The following is a 22,129-nucleotide window of genomic DNA, read 5'->3' on the forward strand; positions in this document are numbered from 1 at the left end:
CGCCGTGCTGACGACGTAGCCGGACGGTCGGCGCGCTCACGGTTGTTCGCCACCTGCATTCGCGTCCTCGGCGAGGCGTGTGAGGAAGGCATCGGTGTCGATATCGCCCTGCACGTAGGCGGGCCACAGGTTCTTCCACGCGTTGCCGAAGCCTGCCGGCCCATGAACGCGAACGTGGGGGTAGGTCTGGGCCACGTCGTTGGACGCGGTGACGAGGGCGGATGACAGCGGTTCCAGATCCGCGGCTTCGAGGGCCTTCTCGTCGACAATCACCGCCGGGTTGGCTCCGGTCTGCTCGGCCTGGACAATCACTTCTTCCTCGGATGAGACGAATCTGAGGAAAGCGAGCACCGCTTCGAGCTCGGTCTGATCTTCGGTACCTGAGACCCATCCTGCGCCCGAGACGACGACGAGGCCCTGGCCGTCGTCCCAGCCGGGGGAGACCGAGTATCCGGTCGATTCGTAGAGGCCGTCGATGGCGGCATCACCCTGCAAGTTGGTCTTCACGAACCATGGTCCGTTGGGCACCGTGGCGGCCGAACCGGAGAGGTATGCTGCGGCAGCGTTCTGGAACTCGCCGGAGAAGGCGTCGGAGTTGACGAGGCCCTCGACGTGCCAGTCTCGGAGCCGTTCGGTGGCGTTGTATGCGGCCTCGTCGTCGACGTAGTTCGACCCGGCGATCCCCTCGGTGAGGAAATCCTGGCCGCCTGGCGCGGTACCGATCAGGTTGGTCCACATGAGCATGGTCGCCCAATCGCCGTCCAGTGCGAGCGGGATCGTGCCGGTCGCTGCGATCGCTCGGGCGCCATCCTCGAATTCGTTCCATGTCGAGGGCAGTTCGTCGTAGCCGGCTTCGGCCCAGAGGTCCTTGTTGTAGTAGATCCCGATGGGGTCGCGTTGCTGTGGGATGGCCCAGACCTCCCCGCCTGCTCCGGTGAGCGCATCGAACGTGCCGGGTTGGAATGAATCCGCCCATGCGCTGTCGGAGGCAAGGTCATCGGTGAAGTCGTGGAGAGACCCGGTTTCGGAGAGCGCTGCGATCTCAGCAGAATTGAGCTGGAACACGTCGGGAAGGTCGTCTGCAAGGGCCAGACGCTGGTAATACTGCAGACGTTCATCCCCTGAACCTGCGTTGGCATTGCTGAGCGTCTCGATGCGGTACGTGCCTTCGAACTCCTCGTTGAAACGCTGAGCCGCCTCGTAGTTGTACTGCAGGAACGGGTCGGTGGGGGACTCCTGGCAGGTCGCGCACGTGATGACGATCTCACCAGCCGCGTCTTCCGTGCCGCTGGCGTTGCAAGCCCCGAGGGTCATGCTTCCTGCGGCAATCGTTGCGATCACGACTGCTCGGCCGAATTTGCTGTGTGTCATGCGGTTCCGTCTCCTTCAAGGGTTGGGTACGGGTTTCTGGAGCCCGATCTTCAGGTTGAAGCTGTGTCTAGTAGCCGACGATCCGAGGCCAGTGCCGTTCGATCCCCGCGCTGTCCAATCGCTTCTGGAACTCTTCAAGCAGCTTTTCCGAGTCTCGGACGGCCTTCGGCGTCGTCGCGTTGGCTTCACAGAACGCGATGAGGTGGGCCCCGACTTCAGCGACGTTCCACTCGACCAGCGGCATTCGGTATGCGCCATTGGTGATGTGGGTGGTGCCGATGTTCTTTGCGGCGGGGAGAAGGTTCGTGATCCTGACCGGAATGATGCAGCCAAGGGGGATTTCAAAGGGGCTGCAGCCGATGTCGATGTATGGATCGCCGCCCGTAGATGGGTGCAGGTCGATCCGGTAGATGCCGACGCCGACGGAGTCGCGATGCTGCACCGCCCCGTGTTCGCCGCGAATCTCGAGCGAGATCTCCTGTTCGACCACGGTGTGCTCAGCGACGATCCGACGTGCCTCTCGTACATAGGGTGCCAGGGCGAGCCCGTCGCTCGCGCTGCCAAGGAGGTCTCCGCGCAGTCGGAGGCCGGGCCAGCCCGTGCCTCCGTCGGGACGTGGAGCTTCGGTCTGCAACCAGTACAGGAAGGAGCGCGACAGGGACCGTGCTCGTTGAATGTGGAGCTCTGCGTCTGGAACCTCGAAGATCGGTGACTCCCAGTAATCGATCTGGGGCCAATTCACGAGGGTGATGTCGGACCGGTATGCGCCCGGCACGAAGTTCTGTCGGGCTGCGATCCGCCTGAACGTCCACAGATTGCGGTCCATCTCACCCACTCGTTGGTCGGCGTAGTCGGGGCGGATGGATCCGAGGTCGCCGTCCGGATTGGGGCGAAACTCGTGTCGCACCGGGGTGAGTCTCTTGGGGTGGGGTGCCGTGAACGAAAGCTGCCCCTCGGGCCAGTGCGGGGCGCGTGCAGCCAGAAAGTGCTCATACTCCGCGGGCTTGTCGATGGTGTGGTCGCCGTCGACGTGGTCGATCGCGAAGCACACGCTCACGGGCTGCATGTTGAGGGGGTCCGCTTGGGCGGGTGCGTGTGGTTCGCCCGTCGATGTCCGTGATTCTGCACCGGTGACGTACTCGGCGCCGGCGAGAGGAAGCAGGTCGCCAAGCTCCGTCGCATCGACCACCCAGGTCGCGCCGATGGTCACGGGTTCGTCGGTTCGCGTGTCTCGGAAGGTGACTGCCCTGACGGTGTCTCCATCGACGTCAGCGCTCACCGGGGCGTGTTCCATGAGGACGCGGAGTCGTCCCGCAGCTCGATGGGGCGCCAGAAGCGCATCGATGACGGCGACGGTCACGAGCGGTTCATGACACAGGTCCGATACCTTGGCCGCACCGGGATTGAGGGCCCCGCGTGTGCGAGCTTCCTCGGTGAGCGGGTAGTGGTCGCGATAGTAGCGTCGGATCTCGTTGCGCAGATGACGATATGTCGCTGTTGAACCGAACTGTTCAATCCACAGATGTTCGTCGGGTGGGACTGCCTGCGACGTCAGCACTCCTCCCAGCCAGCGTGTGGGCTCTGTGAGGACGACGTTGAGTCCGTTGCGCGCTGCAGTGAGGGCTGCGGCGACGCCGCCGATTCCGCCACCAACAACCAGGACAGTGGTTCCGATACTTTGCACGCCCACAATGCTGCCTTGACGGCTAGCTTCAGTACATGGCTGGTTCGCGCATAAATGTGTCTGAAATTGATCCTGCCTCGCGCCACCTCAGCCTGCTGCACTGCGTCGTGCAGCCGCTGAAGCAGGACCCAGGCAGTCAGGTCGGTCCCCGAGCGCAACGTCAGATCCAGATGGTCCTCGTGCACTCAGGACTCATGTCCGTTTCAATCCAAGGCGGGCGGACGTACGACGTCACCGCGGGTCAGATGTGCATCCTCCTTCCGGACCACATTGAGACGATTCGCTTTCCGACGAACGGCGTCACCTCCCAGACGATCATTCGAGGTGATCCCGAGAGGCTCACCGACGCCATGCAGGCATGGTTGGAGAACCTGCGTCCAACGCGCAACCTCTCTGCCGCACTGACGTACCTGGCGAGGGAAGCGGTAGCGACGGTTCAGACTCGCCTCACAGCGCAAGGCGCGCTGGTTGACGCTCTCAGCACCGCATTGCTGTGGCGCTTCATCGCCGAGTTCGAGAACTACCCGGCCGCCCTTCCGGAACGCATTGAAGAGGCTCGCCTCTTCATTCATCAGCACCTCGAGGAAGAGATCACCCTCGACGACATCGCGAAGGCGGCACACGTCACCCCGGCTCACCTGATTCGTATCTTTCGGGAGCACGTGGGCACCACCCCGACGAGGTATCTCTGGGAGCGACGAATCACCTTGGGAATGGAGCTCTTGACGAGCTCGGGAATGCCGGTTTCGGTGGTTGCCGTCAGATCGGGGTTCAAGACGAGCTTTCACTTCGCGAGAAGGATCAAGGAGGCAAGCGGGCTCTCGCCGACCGCATTGCGTGAGGCGTCATGGCGCCCCTCGCAGTCGTCTGAATGATCCGAAGAAGTCCTCGCCCCGCAGAGCCAAGTTCTTCCGATCGGCCCGTTCTCCATATACCCTCAGGGGGTATGGATTTCAAAACCTCTGTCACCGGAATAGAACAGCACCAGGTCGAGGCGAAGACTCGCGGATGGCGCATCGCCGTGACCATCGCGATCGGCGTGCTCAGCGGTCTCGTCTTCCTCATCGGCGGGGTCGACGCCTCGATGCCGATGACGGTGGTCGGTATTGCGGCGCTCTGCTACCTCACGGCCGCCGTCACCGGCCTTCGCTGGATGGCCTGGGCGTTCGTCGCGATCGGCTCCGTCCTCGTCTTCGCCGCAGAGCTCGCCGACGTGCCGCGCTGGATCGTGCTCGCGCTCGCCGGCGTCGTGCTCGTCGCGATCGGCCTGATCAAGCGGCGTGCTGCGGCGACGACCCCGCAGGCGCTCGCCATGCTCGGCTACTTCGGCGTCGCGGTCGTCGCGCTGTTCCTCGCACCGACCGTCGGGCTCGTGCTCGCCGGCCTCGCGCTCGCCGCACACGCCGTTTGGGACGTCGTGCACTACCGCCGCGACGTCGTCGTGAACCGCTCGCTCGCACTCTGGTGCATCGGCCTCGATGTCTTCCTCGGCACGGCGTGCATCGTGCTCGCGATCACCGCCTGAGCGGCGGGTGCCCGCCACGCAACGCGCGGGTAGCCTGAGGGCGACGAGAGGGGCAGGGATGCGCATCGCGATCCTCGACGACTACCAAGGTGCCGCCCTGGACGCGGCCGACTGGTCGGGACTCGACGCCGACATCACGGTGTTCCGCGAACATCTCGGCGACGCCGACGCGGTCGCCGCCGCACTCGAGCCGTTCGACGTCATCGTGGCGATGCGTGAGCGCACGCGCTTCCCGCGCGCCGTGCTCAGCCGGCTCGGGCGGCTGCGGCTGCTCGTGACGACGGGCATGCGCAACGACTCCATCGACCTCGTCGCCGCCGATGAGCTCGGCATCGTGGTGTGCGGAACCGGCATCGCCGTGGCGCCGACCGCCGAGCTCACCTGGGCGCTGATTCTCGGGCTGGTTCGGGGCGTGGCATCCGACGACGCCGTCGTTCGCCGGGGCGGATGGCAGACCTCGGTGCCGGCAGACCTCGAGGGCTCCACGCTCGGCATCGTCGGCCTCGGCAGGCTGGGCCAGCGAGTCGCGGCGGTGGCGCACGCGTTCGGAATGCACGTCATCGCCTGGAGCCCGCACCTCACCGACGAGCGGGCCGCCGCGCTCGGCGTCGCCGCCGTGACGAGGGCCGAACTCTTCGAGCGCTCCGACATCGTCACGATCCACCTCGGGCTCGGCGAGAGCACCCGTGGCCTCCTCGGCGTCGACGACCTGCGCCGGATGCCGCGCACCGCCCTCCTGGTCAACACCTCACGCGCCGCGATCATCGACGACGCCGCTCTCCTGCAAGCGGTCGCCGAACGCTGGATCGCGGGCCTCGGCATCGACGTCTACGACACCGAGCCGCTGCCTGCCGATCACTGGATGCGCAAACCGGATTCGCCGGGCGGCACGCGCGTGCTTCGATCGCCGCACATGGGCTACGTGACGGCAGGGAACCTCGGCATCTTCTACCGCGACGCCGTCGAGGACATCGCCGCATTCGCGGCCGGTGCGCCCGTGCGGGTGCTCACCTCCTGACGCGGGCCTCGCGCAGGGAGACGGGCGACCCCTAGGCTGGCGGCCATGATTGCCGTCTTCCCCGTGATGCTGGTGCTCGCCATGCTGTTCGCCCTCATCGACATCATCATGCGAGATGAGGGGCAGGTGCGGCACCTGCCGAAGTTCGGCTGGATCCTGCTGGTCGTCTTCCTGCCGCTCATCGGCACGGTGCTGTGGTTCGTGCTCGGGCGCGAATACGGTGCCGCCTCGTCGGGCGAAGGCATCGGCTCGCTCATGGCGCGGCGCTCGCCGCCCGCCTCCCAGTACCGGCCACCGGCTCCCGAGGTCAGCTCGACCGAGCAGCAGCTCGCCGAACTCGACCGCGAGATCGAGTACTACCAGCGGCGCGCCGAGCTCGAGCGCCTGAAGCGCGAAGTCGACGGCGACCCTGCGTAGGACGCGGTTCCTGCGGCATCCAAGTCGAATCAGGTCGCCGGATGTCCGCATGGTGTCGTAGCCTCGCGGCATGCCGACGCCAGCAGTTGAGAAGTACGACATCAAACGGGCGCACCGCGAGCTGTACGCGCCGCGCGCGGAGTTCACGCTCGTCGAGGTGCCGCCCATCCGGTACCTCGCCGTCGACGGGCACGGCGACCCCAACGCCGCCCCCGAGTACGCCGACGCCGTCGAGGTGCTGTACAGCGTCGCCTACGCCGTGAAGTTCCGCAGCAAGCGCGAGCTCGGACGCGATCTCGTGGTCGCGCCGCTCGAGGGGCTCTGGCGAGCGGATGACCCGGCCGCCTTCGTCACGCGGGAGAAGAGTGCGTGGAGCTGGACCATGCTCATCGCCCAGCCCGAGTGGATCGACGGTGAACTCGTCGACGCGGCGGTCGAGGCGGTGCGCGCGAAGGGCGGCAAGCCGGCGCTCGACCTGCTCCGGTTCGAGGAGCTGCACGAGGGCGCCTGCGTGCAGATCCTCCACGTCGGCTCGTACGACGACGAAGGCCCCACGCTCGCGCGGCTTCACGACGAGTGGATGCCGCAGCACGGCCTCACGTTCAACGGCGACCATCACGAGATCTACCTCAGCGATGTGCGGCGCACGGCGCCCGAGAAGCTGCGTACGGTGCTGCGGCAGCCGGTTCGGCCGGTGTCGTAGTTCTCCGGGTTCGGAGAAAAAACTTCCGAAGACGCGCACAAACCGGGATACTGTTTCCGAACAGTCGTGCCGAAGGGAATCGGTGCCGGCGGTCGGGAGTCGTTCACCATCGCGACATCCGGGCGAAGACTTCGGGTCCCGCCAGTGGCCCCCGGCCTCCCTAGAGTGACGGCGGCCGCGCTCGCGGCAGGACCCAGGCTCCGATTCGCAAGAAGGTACCGAACCAATGCCCTCGCTCCCCACCAACTCGATCGGAGGGGAGCGGCGCACGCAGCGCGCCGCGGGCCCTCGCCCTCGCCATCACGTTCCTTGCCGGCGGCATCGCCCTCACCGGGCCGATCGACGCCCCGGCTGCCGTCGCCGCGCCCGACACCGGCGGGCTCGACCTCAGCGGCGGCGACTCGTCGCTGCTCACCGCCGAGACCGAGGCCCTCGCGCCCGGCCTCGTGCTGACCGACTTCCGGCGGCTCCAGCCCGCCGGCTGGGTCACCGGGCACGTCATGCGCGCCGACCTGACGACGCCGACGCTCTCGCTCGACGTGCTCGACGGCGGCAGCGTCACCGGCGGCGCCACGCTCTCGCAGCAGATCGAGGGCAGCGGCGCGGTCGCGGCGGTCAACGGCGACTACTTCGACATGAACGCCTCGGTCGCGCCGGTCGGCACGAATGTCTCCCCGAGCACCGGACTCCGCACCGCGAGCGGCGGCGCCCGCCAGGCGTTCACCGTCAGCGACGGCATCGCCGCCGTGCAGCAGCTCATGGTGCAGGGCAGCCTCACGGCCGGCGGCATCGAGACTCCGCTCGGCGGCGTGAACACGCCCGGGCTCGCGAGCGGCGCGATCGGCTGGTACACCGCCGCCTGGGGCGAGCACCCGCTCAGTCGCCCGCTCGGCGGACCCGGTTCGCTCGCGGCATCCGTCGCCAAGGTCGTCGTCGCCGACGGCGTCGTGCAGTCGGTGAGCACCGACCCGGCCGCCGTGACCGGCCCCACCGCGATCGCCGACGGCACGGGCGTGCTCATCGGCCGCGAGGCCGGCGCCGCAACCCTCGCGGCGCTCACGGTCGGCCAGGCGGTCGACGTAGTCGTGGGCGCGAACGCCGACGTCGACCTCGCGGTGAGCGGCTCGCAGCGCATGATCATCGACGGCGTGCAGACCGACGACGACCAGGTCGAGGCCGCCCGCACCGCCGTGGGCGTCAACAGCGACGGCACCGAGATCACGGTCGTCTCGATCGACGGCCGGGCCGGCGACAGCCGCGGCATGACGATCCAGGAGCTCGGCGACCTCATGCTCGACCTCGGCGTGCACAACGCCGTGAACCTCGACGGCGGCGGCTCGACCATGCTCGCCGCCCGGCGCCCTGGCACGGCCGAGGCCGAGCTGATCAACCGGCCCTCCGACGGCAACGAGCGCGTCGTCGCCAACAGCCTCGCGTTCCTCTCCACGGCACCGACCGGTGTGGTGACGGATGTCGCGGTCGCGCCCGCCTCCGAGGCGACCGACGCCGATGCGGTGTTCCCGCGCCTCGGGCGCACCCTCGCGGCGACCGGACTCGACGCGAACTACACCGGCGTGCCGGTCGACGGCGAGTTCACCGCCGGCAAGGGCCTCGAGGTCGAGCCCATCGATGGGGCATCCGCCCGGGTCGTCGGTGTCGCGAGCGGCCCCAGCAGCGTGAGCTTCACCGCCGAGGGCATGACCGCGACCGGCGAGCTGCGCGTGCTCGGCGACCTGCAGCGGATCCGTCCGAGCAGCACCGTCGTCGCCCTTCCGGAGCCCGGGCAGTCCGCCCGCCTGACGCTCACCGGCCTCGACGCCGACGGCTTCGGAGCCCCGCTCGAGGCGACGGATGTCTCAGTGGCGAGCGGCGCCGACGTGACCGTGACCGCCGACGGGGTCGACGCGTTCGTCATCACGCCGAACGTCGAGAGCGGGTCCGCGACGGTCACGTTCACCGCCGACGGACGCAGCGTCGACGTCGCGGTGACCATCGGCTACCGCAGCGTTCCGGTGGCCGACTTCGCCGACGGGGCAGCGTGGCGCCCGGCATCCGACCGCGCCACCGGCACCCTCACGACGACCACCGGACCGAATGGCGAGCCCGCGCTCGCGCTCGACTACGACTTCACGCAGAGCACCGGCACCCGCGGCTACTATGCGGTCGCGCCCGAGATGTCGACGCCGGGCAGCCTGGGTCGCGAGCTCGCCGACCAGCCCCAAGCCCTCACCCTGTGGATCAACGGCGACGGCAGTGGTGTCTGGCCGCGCATCCAGATGAAGAACGGCGCAGGCACGACCATCAACCTCGACGGCCCGACCGTCACCTGGACCGGCTGGAAGCAGGTGCGGTTCAGCGTGCCCGCCGGCACGCCGTACCCGCTGCACCTGCAGCGCATCCGCATGCTCGAGACGCGTTCGGCCGTCAGCTATCTCGGCCACGTCGAGATCGCGGCGCTCGAGGCGATCGTCGCACCCGATGTCGCGCAGCCAGTCGCGCCCGTCGTGCACGACCCCGTCATCGTGACGAACGGCACCGTCGACAAGCGCAAGCAGCGCATCGCCGTGATGAGCGACGCGCAGTTCGTCGCACGGAGCCCCGAGAGCGGCGCGGTCGAGGGCGCACGGCGCACACTGCGCGAGATCCTCGCCGCCGAGCCCGACTACCTCGTGATCAACGGCGACTTCGTCGACGAGGCGAGCGTCGCCGACATCGCGTTCGCGAAGCGGATCCTCGACGAGGAGATCGGCGACCGGCTGCCGTACGTGTACGTACCGGGCAACCACGAGGTCATGGGCGGGCCCATCTCGAACTTCGAGGCGGTCTTCGGCGACACGACGCAGTCGATCACGGTCGGCAAGACGAAGCTCATCACGCTCAACTCGGCGGCCGGGTCGTTCCGTGGCTCCGACCCGACGCAGCTCGGCTTCCTCGACGACGAGCTGGCGGATGCCGCAGCCGACGACGAGATCACGGGCGTGCTCGTGTTCGCGCACCACCCGTCCGACGATCCGCAGCCCGCGAAGGCGAGCCAGCTCGGCGACCGCTACGAGGCGGCCGCGTTCACCGAGCGGCTCGCCGAGTTCCGTGCCGACAGCGGCAAGTCGATCGCCGTCGTCAACGCCCATGTGGGGGCGTTCCACGCGACGTCGACCGAGGGCGTCTCGCAGCTCATCAACGGCAACTCGGGCAAGAGCCCGTCGGGCACTCCCGAGACCGGCGGATTCACGGGCTGGACGATGCTCGGCGTGAACACCTCGGCCGGCGTTGCCGGCCGCGGCGGGGGCTTCGAGACGGTCGACGATCGCACCCGCTGGATGCAAGCGGAGGTGCTCGCCCGGGTCGACGCGCTCGACCTCGACGTGCCCACCGTGCTCACCGTCGGCGAGACGGTGCCGGTGGCCGCGACGGTCACGCAGGACGGGGGCCGCCAGGTGCCCGTGGCGTGGCCGATGAGCGCCAGTTGGACCGGTGACCGCCTCGCCGTCGACGATGGCACCCGGCCCGAGCTCGAGCGGGCGCTGCAGGCGAAGGGCGTGCTGCGGCTGAACACCCAGACGGGCGAGCTCACCGCCGTCGCGCCGGGCGCCGCGACCGTCGAGGTGACGGTGAACGGTGTGACCGAGCGCGTCGAGGTGCGGGTCGTGGGGGAGCGCGGCGGGCGTTGAGTCGCTGGTCGCCGCTGCGGCGAGCGGAAGCGGGGGCCGGCCATGCCGGCCGACCCCGCCGATGGTCTGCGATACGGCAATGACAGTTCCCCCTCATCGATGAGGGGGAACTGGCATGCCCGATCCGGAGTGGTCGGGCGATGCGGCATTTCGCACCCGACAGTCCAGAGGGGAGTGGGGTCAGATCACGTCGCGCGGCCGACGAGCGACGCGACGCCGCGGGAGCGCCAGCACGCAGGCGACGCCGGCGCACACGATGATCGGGCTCGCCAGCAGCGCCGTCGAAACCCATGAGCCCGTGAACAGGAAGCTCGCGCCGAAGATGAGGGCGGGGGCGGCCACGAGCGGCACCGTCCACCAACGGCCGCCGAGCAGGAAGCCGCAGACACCCGCGGCGATGCTCGCCACCAGACACAGGATGAACAGCGAGGTCGGGTTCGAGAACGTCGTCTCGAAGCCGGCGCTGTTGAGCGCTGACGTGAGCGCGCCGAAGAGGATGGCGACCCCGGACACCACCGCCGCGAGCGCCCAGATGATGACGAGCAGCACCCGGAGCGGGCCGCGAACGGGTTCTCGGCGATCTGTCACGCCGTCAGGATAGCGAGGGGCGCCGAACACATGGCGCCGAACCGGCGGGGTGAGGCATCAGGCGCCGACCGACAGGCGCACGTCGACGGTATCGCCGACCTCGATGCCCTCGGCCTCGCGTACCCACGCCTTCAGCGGAACGATGTACCCGCCGTTCTTCGGCCACAGCGACGTGGGCCACTCGGTGTCGCCGATGCGCGCGGTGACGGGCACCATGCCCCACCCGTAGGTGACCATCGCTGCTACAGCCTCGAGCGCGGCGCTCTCCTCGTCGGGCACCGTGACGAAGTGCCACGGCGCCGGGCCCCGCCAGAACCAGATCTCGCCGCTGAACATCAAGTCCACCGGATCGACGCTACCCGGTCTCTGCCGATTGAGCACCGCGACGCCGCCGTGCTAACGTCTTGGCGATCGTGATCCATCGGCAGGAGGTGAGACCCATGAACGCAGTATCCGCAGTGGGTGCTCCCCTGCAGTCCACGATCGCGCGACTGAGGTAGTCGTCGCCGGGAGCGCCCGACAGGCAAATTCGCGAAAGGCGACTCCCATGAACACGACGACTTCTTCAACCCTGCCCGCATCGGGCGAGCGAGCCTTGGTGCTCGGCGGCGGCGGATCGACCGGCAACGCGTGGCTGATCGGCGTGATCGCCGGCCTGTTCGATGCCGGGCTCGACGTGACCACCGCGGACCTGACCATCGGGACGTCAGCCGGCTCGACCGCCGCGGCCCAGCTGGCCGGCGCGACCCCGACCGAGCTGCTTGCGGCCATCCTTGCCGCCGCCCCGCACCAACGGACCGCTCCAGCCGGATCCGACCGCGCTCGCGGTCCGATCAAGCCGGTGGCGGACCACCTGGAGCGAATGCGCACGATTATCGCCTCCGCTGATGATGCCGCGGACCTGCGCCGGAGAGTGGGCGCGGCGGCACTCGACGTGGATGCGGCGTCGGACGGCTCCTGGCAATCGCAGTGGCGCGCCACCGTCGCCTCGCGGCTGCCGAGTGAGCGTTGGCCGCAACGAACGGTGCTCGTCACCGCGATCGATGCCGGCACCGGTGAACCGGTGGTGTTCGACCGGCACAGCGGAGTCGACCTCGTGGATGCCGTCGCCGCCAGTTGTGCCAGTGGCCTTCCCTACCGGATCGGGGATCACCCATACCTCGACGGCGGCTTCCGGTCCAACGCCGAGAATGCCGATCTGGCCGCGGGATACCGACGAGTGCTCGTGCTGGCACCATTCGGCGGCCGGTCACTGGTGCCGCTGGAGTGGGGCACGCATCTCGCGACTCAGGTCGACGAACTCCGCGCGGGCGGCAGCATCGTCGAGACGATCTTCCCGACGAGCGAAGACGAGCACATGTTCGGTGCCAATGCGATGGACCTGTCGCTGCGTCCGCCTGCTGCTCGAGCCGGTTTCGAGCAGGGCAGAGCCCGTGCCGCGCAGCTGACCGAATTCTGGCGCTGACCGCTCCGGAGGCACTGAATACTGTGATGATGACCTTCGACCCTCACGGTCGACCATGCGTTCTCCACCACGCAGCTGCACCGCCTCGAGCTCGAGGTCTTCGCCTTCAACCCGCGGGCGCAGCGCGTCTACGAGAAGGCGGGCTTCGTCGTCGAGGGCGTGCGCCGCGACGCGCTCCGCTTCGACGGCGCCTTCGTCGATGCGATCGTCATGTCGATCCTCCGGCCCGAGTGGGAGGCGAGCCGCGAGCAGATCGCCGGGTGAGCTGCGCGGGCGCCGTGTCGCCGGCTGATCCCCGCGTTGCGGAGCAGATCATATGCGCGCATACTATCCGAGTGATCCTGTTGAGCTCCGGACGCGCGTCGACGCGTCATCCGCCTGATGCCGTCTTCGCCCGATGGGCGGATCCTGCGACGTGGCCGGAATGGGATCCGGACCTGGAGTGGGTGCGGTTCGCCGGGCCTGCGATGCTGGGGTCTCGCGGGACGCTGAAGCCGACGTCGGGTCCGCCGCTGTCGTTCGCCGTGAGCGCGTTCGAGGAGGATCGTGTCTTCACCGATACCGGAACCCTGCCGGGTGCTCGGCTCGCGTTCGAGCACCGTGTCACGCCGGTGCCGGGTGGGAGCGAGGCGGTCGTGGAGATCCGGGTGCATGGTGCGCTCGCGTGGCTCTGGAAGCGAGTGATGGGCGGCAGCCTCCGCGGTGCAGCCCAGTCGAGCCTCGACGGGTTGCTGGCCCATCTGGACGGGCGGGGTTGACGATGGGGCTTCGGTCGACGTTCGAGCATCGTGATGCCAGCCCAGGCCTGTTGCTGTGGCGGGTGAGCATGGCGTGGCAGGCGAAGCAGCGTGCTGCGCTGCGCCCGCACGAGCTCACGCACGTGCAATTCGTGCTGCTCGCCGGCCTCGTCGACCTCGCACTGCCGGTCAGCCAGGCGGATCTCGCGAGGAGCATGGGCGTCGACGCGATGATGACCTCGCAGGTGCTGCGCGCACTCGAAGCGCGCGTGCTCGTCGCTCGCCATCGCGACGCGAATGACACGCGCGTCGTCAACGTCGAGGCGACCCCGGCCGGCGAACGACTCGTCAATGCGGCGATCGGCGATGTCGAAGCGACCGACCGTGACTTCTTCGCATCGCTCGGCCATGACCAGGCCACGTTCACCGGGTACCTCGGTGCACTGCTGCGGTGATGCGCTCGAGCAGGCAGCAGACGGTGCGTCCGGTGGTCGGCATGCGCCGGGTCTCTCAGGTCCGTAGCCGACCGCGCAGGTGTCGGCGGGCGGTGGCAGACTGGCGGCGTGCTGCTCGATGAGCTCGTGACCACTGCCGAAACCGTGACCGCCACGCGATCACGGCTGGCGAAGGTCGACGCGCTCGCCGCGTTGCTCGCACGGCTCGAGCCCGACGAGATCGCGCCCGCGGTCGGGTTCCTCGTGGGCAAGCCGCGGCAGGGGCGCGTCGGCGTCGGCTGGCGCAGCATCGGGGCCGCGATGGGTGAGGCGGCGGATGCCCCGAGCATCACGGTCGGCGAACTCGACGCGATGCTCGAGCGGCTGGCCGGCGACATCCGGTGCCGGCTCGTCCACCGACCGCAGTCGCGAGCTCCGCGAGCTCACCGCCCGGGCCACCGAGCGCGAGCAGGACTTCATCGGGCGGGTGCTGCTCGGCGAGATGCGCACCGGCGCGCTCGAGGGAGTGCTCACCGACGCCATCGCCCGGGCTGCCGATCGCCCCGGTGCCGTGGTGCGCCGCGCGGCGATGCTCTCGGGCGACCTCGGCGAGACGGCGCGCCTCGCGCTCACCGGCACGGCCGAAGCGCTCGAGTCCGTCGGGCTCGTCGTCGGGCGCCCGGTGCTGCCCATGCTCGCCGCCACGGCATCGACTGCCGCGGCCGCGCTGGCGACGACGGGCGAGGCATCCGTCGAATACAAGCTCGACGGGGCGCGCATCCAGGTGCATCGCGCCGGCGACGAGGTGCGCGTCTTCACCCGCAACCTCGCCGACGTCACCCATCGCCTGCCCGAGGTCGTCGACGTCGTGCGGCGGCTTCCCGTGCGCGACGTGATCCTCGACGGCGAGACGCTCTCGCTCGACGAAGACGGGGCGCCGCGCCCGTTCCAAGAGACGATGTCCCGGTTCGGTGCCGATGCCGCACGCGAGACGCTGCTGCATCCGTGGTTCTTCGACGTGCTGCACGTCGACGGGCGCGACCTGCTCGACGAGCCGCTCTCGACGCGCCTCGGCGAACTCGAGCGCATCGCCGGCGACTACCGCATCCCGGGCGAGGTGACCGACGATCCCGAGGTCGCCGAGCGGGTGTCGCACGACGCGCTCGCCGCCGGGCAGGAGGGCGTCGTCGTCAAGGCGATCGGCTCGCCGTACGCGGCCGGCCGACGGGGGTCCAGCTGGATCAAGGTGAAGCCCGTGCACACCTACGACCTCGTGGTACTCGCGTGCGAGTGGGGTTCGGGCCGGCGCACCGGACTGCTGTCGAACCTGCATCTGGGCGCACTCGACCCGACTGGCGAGTTCGGCGAACCGGGCCAGTTCGTGATGGTCGGCAAGACGTTCAAGGGCCTCACCGACGCGCTGCTCACCTGGCAGACCGAGTACTTCCCGCAGATCGAGGTTCGTCGCACGGAGAACACCGTGTGGGTGGCGCCCACCACCGTGGTCGAGATCGCGATCGACGGGGTGCAGCGCTCGAGCCGGTATCCCGGTGGCATCGCGCTCCGCTTCGCGCGGGTCAAGCGCTACCGCGACGACAAGCGGTCCGAAGAGGCCGACACGATCCAGACGCTGCGTGCCCTGCTTCGCGAGTAGCGCTCGGATTCGGCGAACCCCTGTCGGGCGGCGCCGATCCGTGCTGTGATGAGGCGTGAGCAACGGGCGAACATGACGGATCGCCGCCGGCCACCCGACGACCAACTCGTCGTTCGGGTCACCGGCGGCATGGTGCGCGGCGTGCGGGAACGCGGGCTGCTCGCTTGGCGAGGCATCCCGTATGCGGCACCGCCCGTGGGCGAGCTGCGGTTCGCGCCGCCCGCACCCACCGTGCCGTGGGAGGGCATCCGCGATGCCTTCGACTTCGGTGCCATCGCGCCGCAGACGCTCGGCAATCGGTTGCTGCGGTCGCCGCCGGCGGTGGATGCCTCGTCGGAGGACTGCCTCACGGTGAACGTGCACGCGCCCCACCACCGGGAACTCGCCTCGGCGCCACTGCCCGTCATGGTCTTCATCCACGGCGGCGGGTACAGCGCGGGATCGTCGCGCGAATACTCGGGACAGGGCGAGGGGTTCGTGCGCAGCGGCCGAATCGTCTACGTGAGCTTCAACTACCGGCTCGGGCCGCTCGGCTACCTCGACTTCAGCCGCTACTCGAACGCCGAGCGGATCTTCGCGAGCAATCTCGGGCTGCGTGACCAGGTGGCACTGCTGCGCTGGCTGCGCGAGAACATCGCCGGCTTCGGCGGAGACCCTCGCAACGTGACGGTGTTCGGGGAGTCGGCCGGCGGCAACGCGGTCACGACGCTCATGGCGACCCCCTCCGCTCGCGGCCTCTTCACCAGGGCGATCGCGCAGAGCCCACCGCCGCACGCGGCCTATTCGCGGACGATGACCGCCCTCTGGGCGGAGGAGTACGTCGAACTCCTGCGCGGCGTCGTCGGTGAGACCGCCGGGCCCGCAGCACCCGGATCCGGTCGCGGTGTCGTCGACGCCGGAGGCATCCGTCGCACCCGGGAGCTCTTGACCGGCGCCGACCCGAACGACCTGGTGGCGGCGTGCGCCGCGCTGCAGGTTCGCACTCCCGACGCGTACCCCGGCTCGTTCTGCCTGGCGCCGGTCGTCGACGGCGAGGTGCTGCCGCAGACCCCGATGCGGGCGTTCCGAGACGGCCGCGCGCACCGGGTGCCGATCATCATCGGCACGAACGAGCGCGAGGGGTCGATCTTCCGCGGGCGGGTCGACATCCTCCCGCGAACGCCCGAGCGAATCGGGGCGATGTTCGAGCGTGCGCCCGCTCGAGCGCGGGAGGGGATGCGGCAGGCATACGACGGCCTCACCACGCGACGGGCGGCCGCCGACTTCGGCGGCGACTACGCGTTCTGGTACCCCAGCACCCGGGTCGCGGACTTCCATTCGCGCTTCGCGCCCGTCTGGTCGTACCGGTTCGACTTCGCCCCGCGGCTGCTCAAGGTCGCCGGCATCGACGCGACGCACGGCGTCGAGATGTTCGCGCTCTTCGACCAGACCGACGCGCCGGTCGCCCGCTTCATGACCTCGCTCGGCGGCGAGGAGGAGTACGCGGCGGTCGGCGAGCGCATGCGCGAGCTCTGGCTGCGGTTCGCCGAGGGCGCGCTGCCCGAGGAGGCGTGGCCGCGGTACGACGAACGCACGCGACGCACGCTCATGATCGATGTGGTCGATCGCATCGAGCAGGATCCGCGGCGCCAACAGCGGCGAGCCTGGAACAGGTTCCTGCCGTCGCTCGCGGGCTGAGCGTCGGAGCTACCGGGTCGAGCGGCCGAGCACCGGGAGCAGCTGCAGGCCCACGCCGCTCGCGATGAATCGGGCACGTCGGTCGCCGAGAAGCTGGCCGACCCAGTCGAAGAGGCCGAGGTCGGCGATCGCCGAGCGGTCACCATCGGGGCCATCGGGCCCGTCGACGAACAGCTGGATGCGGACGCCCTCGTAGTAGTCGGACTGCAGCTGTCGGTGCTCGAGGTCGAGTGCGACGGCGCCGGTTCGGAACGCCTCGGTGATGCGATCGGCGAGGCCCGCCCTGCCGGGCGCGGTCTCGAGGAGGGCGCTGATACGCCCGTAGTCGCGGCCGAATTGCGACGCCGCCGATCGGATCGCGACCAGGATGACGGCGAGCTGGCGCGTGATGGCCTCGAGCTCGACGGCGTGGTCGGCTCGCCCGAGCGCCGCGTCGGCCAGGCAGAACAGGCGGAAGTGCTGTGATCGGCCGGGCTCCGACGAGGGTCGCTGCATCCGCAGTGTCTGGTGCGCCGTGCACAGCCGAACTGATGCGGCGGGGTCGGTCGACAGCCGGTCGGCCGCCTCGATCGCGAGCGAGTTGGTCGGATCGGAGACGACCTCGGTCGCGCGGGTCGTGGTGAGCGTGCGGTCCTGCGACGTCGGCGCGAGCACCGAGCACGGCACCGAGCGGCGCGACGGGCGACAGCAGCAGGGCGTCGTAGTCATCCGCGGCGGCGAGCGCGAGGCCGTCGAGCCGGATCGCGTCGCGGAGGTCGAGGTCCGACGGCCGCGCCGTGCCATCGCGCTGCCACTGCTGCAGCAGCTCGACCGGTCGCCGGCGGGCGGCCTGCGCCCGGGCCAGCGCCAGCAGCGCCGGGCGGGTGCGGCTCGGTGAGTCGAGCTCGCTCAGTACGAAGGGGTCCGTCCTCATCGATCCAGCATGCCGTGCGCTGGCGGTGCGTGCGAGACGGGACCGGCGCGTGTCACGCCGCCGGCGCGGTGCTGGCCGCCTTCGTGGTGGTGGCGCTCGCCGGATCGCTGCGGCGCAGCTCCGCGTCGAGGATCTCGAGCAGCAGGGGGCGCGGATGCAGCGGCCGGACTGCCCGTGACGGAGGACACGACCCATTGCGGTGCCGTGTTCGCCGCCAGTTGCACCGACACGAGCCCGGCGGCCTGCGGCTTCGCCGCGACGTGCTGGGGGACGAGCGCCACGCCGAGGCCGCGGTGCACCAGGTCGAGCAGGGTGTGCACGTCGTTCACGGTGCAGCGCACCCGCCGTCCGACGCCCTGCGCGGCGCAGGCGGCGTCGTTGAGCGAGCGCACCGCCCATGACTCCTGGAAGTCGATGAAGTCGAGGTCGCGAAGCTGTGCCCAGTCGACACGCGCCGATGCGGCGAGCGGATGCTCCGGTGGGCAGAGCAGCACGACCGGCCATCTCCCGAGCTCGGTGCGGGTCACCCGGCTCAAGTGCTCGGTCGTGGCGACGAACGCGACGTCGAGTTCCTCGTCGAGCACCTGCGCGACGAGGTCGTGGGAGCCGGCCTGCGTGAAGTGGATGTCGACGAGCGGGTAGCGGCGACGGAAGCGCTCGAGGAGCGACGGCACGTCGACGATGCCGAGGCACTGCTCGGCTCCGACGCGCAGCTGACCCGAGAGCTCGCGGCTGGCGCGCACGACGGCGTCGCGGCCGGCCGTGGCCTCGGCGAGCATCGATCGGGCGAAGGGGAGGAGCGCGAGTCCGGCGTCGGTCGGCTCGACGCGACGGGTCGTGCGCATGAACAGCGTGGTGCCGAGCTCGTCTTCGAGGCTGCGGATCGCGGCCGAGAGACCCGATTGCGTGACCCGGCAGAGCGCGGCCGCACGGGTGAACTGCTGCTCGTCGGCGAGCGCGACGAGGTACTCCATCTGGCGAAGATCCATTGATCGATTCCGCTTCTGAATATCATCAGCATGAGTTGTTGGACTTCTAGCTTGGCCCTCCCTAGTGTGAATTCGCAACCCACACGAACGAAAGGTCCTTCCGTGCAGCAACGAACCATCGGAACACGTTCGGTCGGCGCGATCGGCCTCGGCGGCATGCCGATGTCGATCGAGGGGCGACCCGACGAGTCCCGGTCGATCGCGACCATCCACGCCGCGCTCGACGCCGGGGTCACGTTCATCGACACCGCCGACGCCTACCACCTGCACTCGAACGACGTCGGCCACAACGAGGAGCTCATCGCCCGGGCCGTGCGCTCCTATGGCGGCGACACTTCGGCGGTGCTCATCGCCACCAAGGGCGGACACCTGCGGCCCGGCGACGGCAGCTGGACGCAGAACGGCCGCCCCGAGTATCTCAAGGAGGCCGCGAAGGCCTCGGCGCGCCGATTGGGCGTCGACGCCATCGGGTTGTACCAGTTCCACCGCCCCGACCCGAGCGTGCCCTACGCCGATTCGCTGGGCGCGATCCGCGACCTTCTCGACGAGGGCGTCATCGAGCTGGCGGGCATCTCGAACGCGAACGTCGCGCAGATCGACCAGGCCAACGAGATCCTCGGCGGTCGTCTCGTGTCGGTGCAGAATCAGTTCTCTCCGGCGTTCCGGTCGAGCCTCGTCGAGCTCGAGCACTGCGTGGCGCTCGGCATCGCGTTCCTGCCATGGTCGCCGCTCGGGGGCATCCGTCGCGCCGGTGACGTCGGTCGGAACCACTCGGCATTCCAGGATGTCGCGGACGCGCACGGCGTCAGCCCCCAGCAGGTGGCGCTCGCGTGGGAGCTCGCGCTGGCACCGGTCGTCATTCCCATTCCCGGCGCCTCGCGACCCGGCAGCATCGAGGACTCGGTGCGAGCGGCCGAGCTCACGCTGACCGACGCCGAGCTCGCCGGCCTCACCGAGCTCGCCCAGGCCGCGTGACCGAGCCCGCTCGCGTGACCGACCCCTCCAGAAGGAGCACCATGAAGACCATCACCATGCCCGGCACCGAGATCGTGGCACCCAACGTGGTGCTCGGCCTCATGCGCATCGCCGACAAGACCGACGACGAGGTGCGTGCGCTCGTCCGTGCCGCGCGCGACGCCGGCATCGACTTCGTCGACCACGCCGACATCTACGGCAACGACCTGCACGGCTGCGAACGCCGCTTCGCCGAGGCGATGCAGCTCACCGCGTCGCAGCGCGCCGAGCTCACCATCCAGACCAAGGCCGGCATCGTCAAGGACGGGCCGTACTTCGACTTCTCGTACGAGCACATCATCGAGTCCGTCGAGGGTTCGCTCACGGCGCTCGAAACCGACTACATCGACATCCTCCTGCTGCACCGGCCCGACGCCCTCGTCGAGCCCGAGGAGGTCGCCCGGGCGTTCGACGAGCTCGAGGCGGCGGGCAAGGTGCGCGCGTTCGGCGTCTCGAACCACACACCGCGCCAGATCGACCTGCTGAAGAAGTACGTGCGCCAGCCGATCGTCGCGAACCAGCTGCAGCTCTCGATCACGCACGCGCCGATCATCGCGCAGGGCGCCGCCGCGAACATGTCGGGCGAGGAACAGTCGGTCGGCCTCGACGGCGGCGGCATCGTCGACTACTGCCGGCTCAACGACATCACCGTGCAGGCGTGGTCGCCGTTCCAGGCCGGGTTCTTCACCGGCGTCTTCCTCGGCTCGCCCGAGTACGTCGCGCTGAACTCCGTCATCGACCGGCTGGCCGCTGCCTACGACGTGCCGCCGATCGCGATCGCGACCGCGTGGATCACGCGTCACCCGGCGAACATGCAGGTCGTGCTCGGCACGACGAGCCCCGATCGCGTCACGGGCGCAGCGCAGGGTTCCGACCTCCCCCTCACCCGGGTGGAGTGGTACGAACTGTTCCGGGCGGCGGGGCAGCTCGTTCCCTGAGGCGGCGCCAGGACGAGCGTGGCAGGGCCGCGACTGTTGTCGCGGAGGGAAACGCGAGCAATACTGCATGGGTGGCCCGCGATTCCCACGCAGCGCCGACGAACGGCTCCGGCCCGCCGATCGACGTCCCGCCGCCGCCGCATCGACCCGAGCGCGACGCGTCCGCCGACGCGCGCGGCGCCGGACCCGACGCTCGCCCGCCACGAGCGTCGGCGCTCGTCGGCGCGGCCCTCCTCCTGCTCCTGCTCGGCGCATTCCTCCTGATTCACGCCACCGCGAACCTCCGCTATCAGGAGGCCGTCGCCGCCCATCGCCTCGCGGTCGCGGACGCGCGGGAGGCGATCGCCGGGCTCGGCGAGGTCGAGGCGGATGCCACGGCCACGCGCGAGATCGCCGCCGAGCTGCTGGTGGCTCCGGACGCGTTCATCGACACGGCAGCGAAGGGCGAGCTGTCGACGGTCGCGGCCGAGCTCGGCCTCCTGCTCGACAACGGCGCACGGCTCGACGAGGAGCCGGCGATGCGGCCCCGTCCGCGGCCGGTCTGGTACGCCGATCTCGACCGGGCGTCGGAGCGGCTCGAAGCCGGAGCGGCGCAGTTCGATGCCCGAGCCGCCGAGGCGGCACGACACGCGGCCGCGCTCTCGGCCGCCGGTGATCTCACGAAGGAGTCGGGGCTGAGGTTCGTCGCAGCGATCCAGCCGGTCGCCGGGGTCGTTCGAGGCCGCGCACGGTTCGGCGAGGAATCTCGATCGGATCGCCTTCCGCACGGCGGTCGAGCGCGTCGCAGGCGCGAAGACGTGGACCTCCGATGCGGCGGCACGTGTCGATGCGTACGTGGCCGCCGCGACCGCAGTGGAGGCATCGCACGCCGCCGAGGAGGCCGAGAAGGCCGGTCCGCTCTACGATCGCCGGGTCGCGGTCGAGGCCTTCGCCCGTTCGATCGCGGGAGGGGTGCTGCTCGAGTTCGACTGGGCGCCAACGGTGAACGGACTCGGCGGCGACGGCACCTCTGCGGGCACGGCGACGTGGGATGCCCAGGGCGGCGGCTTCTCGACGATCACCCTCACGAACAGCGTCGCCGAGGCGTGGAATCACCCGAACGTCGTGGCGCTCGTCGCCCATCAGGTCGGGCACGCGATCACCTCGAAGTGCTACGGCGACATCGTCACGCCCGAGCTCGCCGCCGACGACGAAGCATGGGCCACCGCCTGGGCGATCGGCATGGGACACACCGCCGACGGCAACGGCGAGAGCAACTACGGGCGCCCGTCCGACGAGCTCATCGAACTGTCGAAGTCGTGCCGTTGACGCGTCGGGGCGTCGGGGTCGGGTGC

Annotated in this window: 20 protein-coding genes and 1 pseudogene; 15 read left to right on the forward strand and 6 right to left on the reverse strand. The window is 69.6% G+C overall.

The window, feature by feature from the left end; all coding sequences use genetic code 11:
• Positions 1-36: 36 nt before the first annotated feature.
• Both QFZ26_RS13005 and QFZ26_RS13010 read right to left on the reverse strand, forming a co-directional pair.
• Positions 37-1,371: an ABC transporter substrate-binding protein gene (locus QFZ26_RS13005; protein ID WP_307042753.1), complete on the reverse strand. Its 1,335-nt coding sequence runs from the start codon at positions 1,369-1,371 to the stop codon at positions 37-39.
• Between the two features lie 67 nt (positions 1,372-1,438).
• On the reverse strand, positions 1,439-3,061 hold the full coding sequence (locus QFZ26_RS13010; protein WP_307042756.1) for an FAD-dependent oxidoreductase: 1,623 nt from the start codon (positions 3,059-3,061) through the stop codon (positions 1,439-1,441).
• Between the two features lie 29 nt (positions 3,062-3,090).
• Here QFZ26_RS13010 and QFZ26_RS13015 point away from each other — a divergent pair, with 29 nt between their 5' ends.
• From QFZ26_RS13015 to QFZ26_RS13040, 6 genes are all read left to right on the forward strand, one after another.
• The gene (locus QFZ26_RS13015; RefSeq protein ID WP_307042758.1) at positions 3,091-3,930 is read left to right on the forward strand and encodes a helix-turn-helix domain-containing protein; all 840 of its coding nucleotides are present in this window, start codon (positions 3,091-3,093) and stop codon (positions 3,928-3,930) included.
• A gap of 71 nt (positions 3,931-4,001) precedes the next feature.
• Entirely contained in the window at positions 4,002-4,580 is a 579-nt protein-coding gene (locus QFZ26_RS13020) for a hypothetical protein (protein WP_307042760.1), read from the forward strand.
• Positions 4,581-4,638: 58 nt separating this feature from the next.
• Positions 4,639-5,598, forward strand: coding sequence for a D-2-hydroxyacid dehydrogenase family protein (locus QFZ26_RS13025; protein WP_307042762.1), 960 nt, complete (start codon positions 4,639-4,641; stop codon positions 5,596-5,598).
• A 45-nt stretch (positions 5,599-5,643) separates the two neighbouring features.
• Positions 5,644-6,015: a PLD nuclease N-terminal domain-containing protein gene (locus tag QFZ26_RS13030; protein ID WP_307042764.1), complete on the forward strand. Its 372-nt coding sequence runs from the start codon at positions 5,644-5,646 to the stop codon at positions 6,013-6,015.
• Between the two features lie 70 nt (positions 6,016-6,085).
• On the forward strand, positions 6,086-6,718 hold the full coding sequence (locus QFZ26_RS13035) for a GyrI-like domain-containing protein (RefSeq protein WP_307042766.1): 633 nt from the start codon (positions 6,086-6,088) through the stop codon (positions 6,716-6,718).
• A gap of 446 nt (positions 6,719-7,164) precedes the next feature.
• Positions 7,165-10,386: a phosphodiester glycosidase family protein gene (locus tag QFZ26_RS13040; protein ID WP_307042768.1), complete on the forward strand. Its 3,222-nt coding sequence runs from the start codon at positions 7,165-7,167 to the stop codon at positions 10,384-10,386.
• 180 nt (positions 10,387-10,566) lie between these two features.
• Here the strand turns inward: QFZ26_RS13040 and QFZ26_RS13045 are convergent, their stop codons facing one another.
• Both QFZ26_RS13045 and QFZ26_RS13050 read right to left on the reverse strand, forming a co-directional pair.
• Positions 10,567-10,974 (reverse strand): hypothetical protein, encoded by a 408-nt coding sequence (locus QFZ26_RS13045; protein WP_307042770.1) that lies wholly within the window; start codon positions 10,972-10,974, stop codon positions 10,567-10,569.
• 57 nt (positions 10,975-11,031) lie between these two features.
• The gene (locus QFZ26_RS13050) at positions 11,032-11,310 is read right to left on the reverse strand and encodes a DUF1905 domain-containing protein (protein WP_307045077.1); all 279 of its coding nucleotides are present in this window, start codon (positions 11,308-11,310) and stop codon (positions 11,032-11,034) included.
• A 211-nt stretch (positions 11,311-11,521) separates the two neighbouring features.
• On the opposite strand from QFZ26_RS13050, the gene QFZ26_RS13055 reads away from it, so the two are divergent.
• The 5 genes and pseudogenes from QFZ26_RS13055 to QFZ26_RS13075 all read left to right on the forward strand — a co-directional run bounded on the left by QFZ26_RS13055 (position 11,522) and on the right by QFZ26_RS13075 (position 16,941).
• Positions 11,522-12,439: a patatin-like phospholipase family protein gene (locus tag QFZ26_RS13055; RefSeq protein ID WP_307042772.1), complete on the forward strand. Its 918-nt coding sequence runs from the start codon at positions 11,522-11,524 to the stop codon at positions 12,437-12,439.
• Between the two features lie 335 nt (positions 12,440-12,774).
• Positions 12,775-13,197, forward strand: a complete 423-nt coding sequence (locus QFZ26_RS13060) for an SRPBCC family protein (protein WP_307042774.1) — start codon at positions 12,775-12,777, stop codon at positions 13,195-13,197.
• 68 nt (positions 13,198-13,265) lie between these two features.
• Positions 13,266-13,631, forward strand: coding sequence for a MarR family winged helix-turn-helix transcriptional regulator (locus tag QFZ26_RS13065; protein WP_307042776.1), 366 nt, complete (start codon positions 13,266-13,268; stop codon positions 13,629-13,631).
• A gap of 108 nt (positions 13,632-13,739) precedes the next feature.
• Positions 13,740-15,264 (forward strand): annotated as a pseudogene (locus tag QFZ26_RS13070) (ATP-dependent DNA ligase).
• A gap of 72 nt (positions 15,265-15,336) precedes the next feature.
• On the forward strand, positions 15,337-16,941 hold the full coding sequence (locus tag QFZ26_RS13075) for a carboxylesterase/lipase family protein (protein WP_307042777.1): 1,605 nt from the start codon (positions 15,337-15,339) through the stop codon (positions 16,939-16,941).
• 9 nt (positions 16,942-16,950) lie between these two features.
• Here the strand turns inward: QFZ26_RS13075 and QFZ26_RS13080 are convergent, their stop codons facing one another.
• Positions 16,951-17,436 carry a hypothetical protein gene (locus QFZ26_RS13080; protein ID WP_307042779.1) on the reverse strand — a complete coding sequence of 162 codons (486 nt, stop codon included), beginning with the start codon at positions 17,434-17,436 and terminating at the stop codon, positions 16,951-16,953.
• 19 nt (positions 17,437-17,455) lie between these two features.
• Here QFZ26_RS13080 and QFZ26_RS13085 point away from each other — a divergent pair, with 19 nt between their 5' ends.
• Positions 17,456-17,818 (forward strand): hypothetical protein, encoded by a 363-nt coding sequence (locus tag QFZ26_RS13085; protein ID WP_307042781.1) that lies wholly within the window; start codon positions 17,456-17,458, stop codon positions 17,816-17,818.
• Between the two features lie 32 nt (positions 17,819-17,850).
• Here the strand turns inward: QFZ26_RS13085 and QFZ26_RS13090 are convergent, their stop codons facing one another.
• Positions 17,851-18,843, reverse strand: a complete 993-nt coding sequence (locus QFZ26_RS13090; protein ID WP_307042784.1) for a LysR family transcriptional regulator — start codon at positions 18,841-18,843, stop codon at positions 17,851-17,853.
• 102 nt (positions 18,844-18,945) lie between these two features.
• On the opposite strand from QFZ26_RS13090, the gene QFZ26_RS13095 reads away from it, so the two are divergent.
• From QFZ26_RS13095 to QFZ26_RS13105, 3 genes are all read left to right on the forward strand, one after another.
• Positions 18,946-19,818, forward strand: a complete 873-nt coding sequence (locus QFZ26_RS13095; protein WP_307042786.1) for an aldo/keto reductase — start codon at positions 18,946-18,948, stop codon at positions 19,816-19,818.
• Between the two features lie 41 nt (positions 19,819-19,859).
• Positions 19,860-20,795 carry an aldo/keto reductase gene (locus QFZ26_RS13100; RefSeq protein WP_307042787.1) on the forward strand — a complete coding sequence of 312 codons (936 nt, stop codon included), beginning with the start codon at positions 19,860-19,862 and terminating at the stop codon, positions 20,793-20,795.
• 834 nt (positions 20,796-21,629) lie between these two features.
• Positions 21,630-22,103 carry a hypothetical protein gene (locus tag QFZ26_RS13105; RefSeq protein ID WP_307042790.1) on the forward strand — a complete coding sequence of 158 codons (474 nt, stop codon included), beginning with the start codon at positions 21,630-21,632 and terminating at the stop codon, positions 22,101-22,103.
• Positions 22,104-22,129 lie beyond the last annotated feature (26 nt).

Source organism: Agromyces ramosus, from assembly GCF_030817175.1.
Classification (GTDB): Bacteria; Actinomycetota; Actinomycetes; order Actinomycetales; family Microbacteriaceae; genus Agromyces; species Agromyces ramosus_A.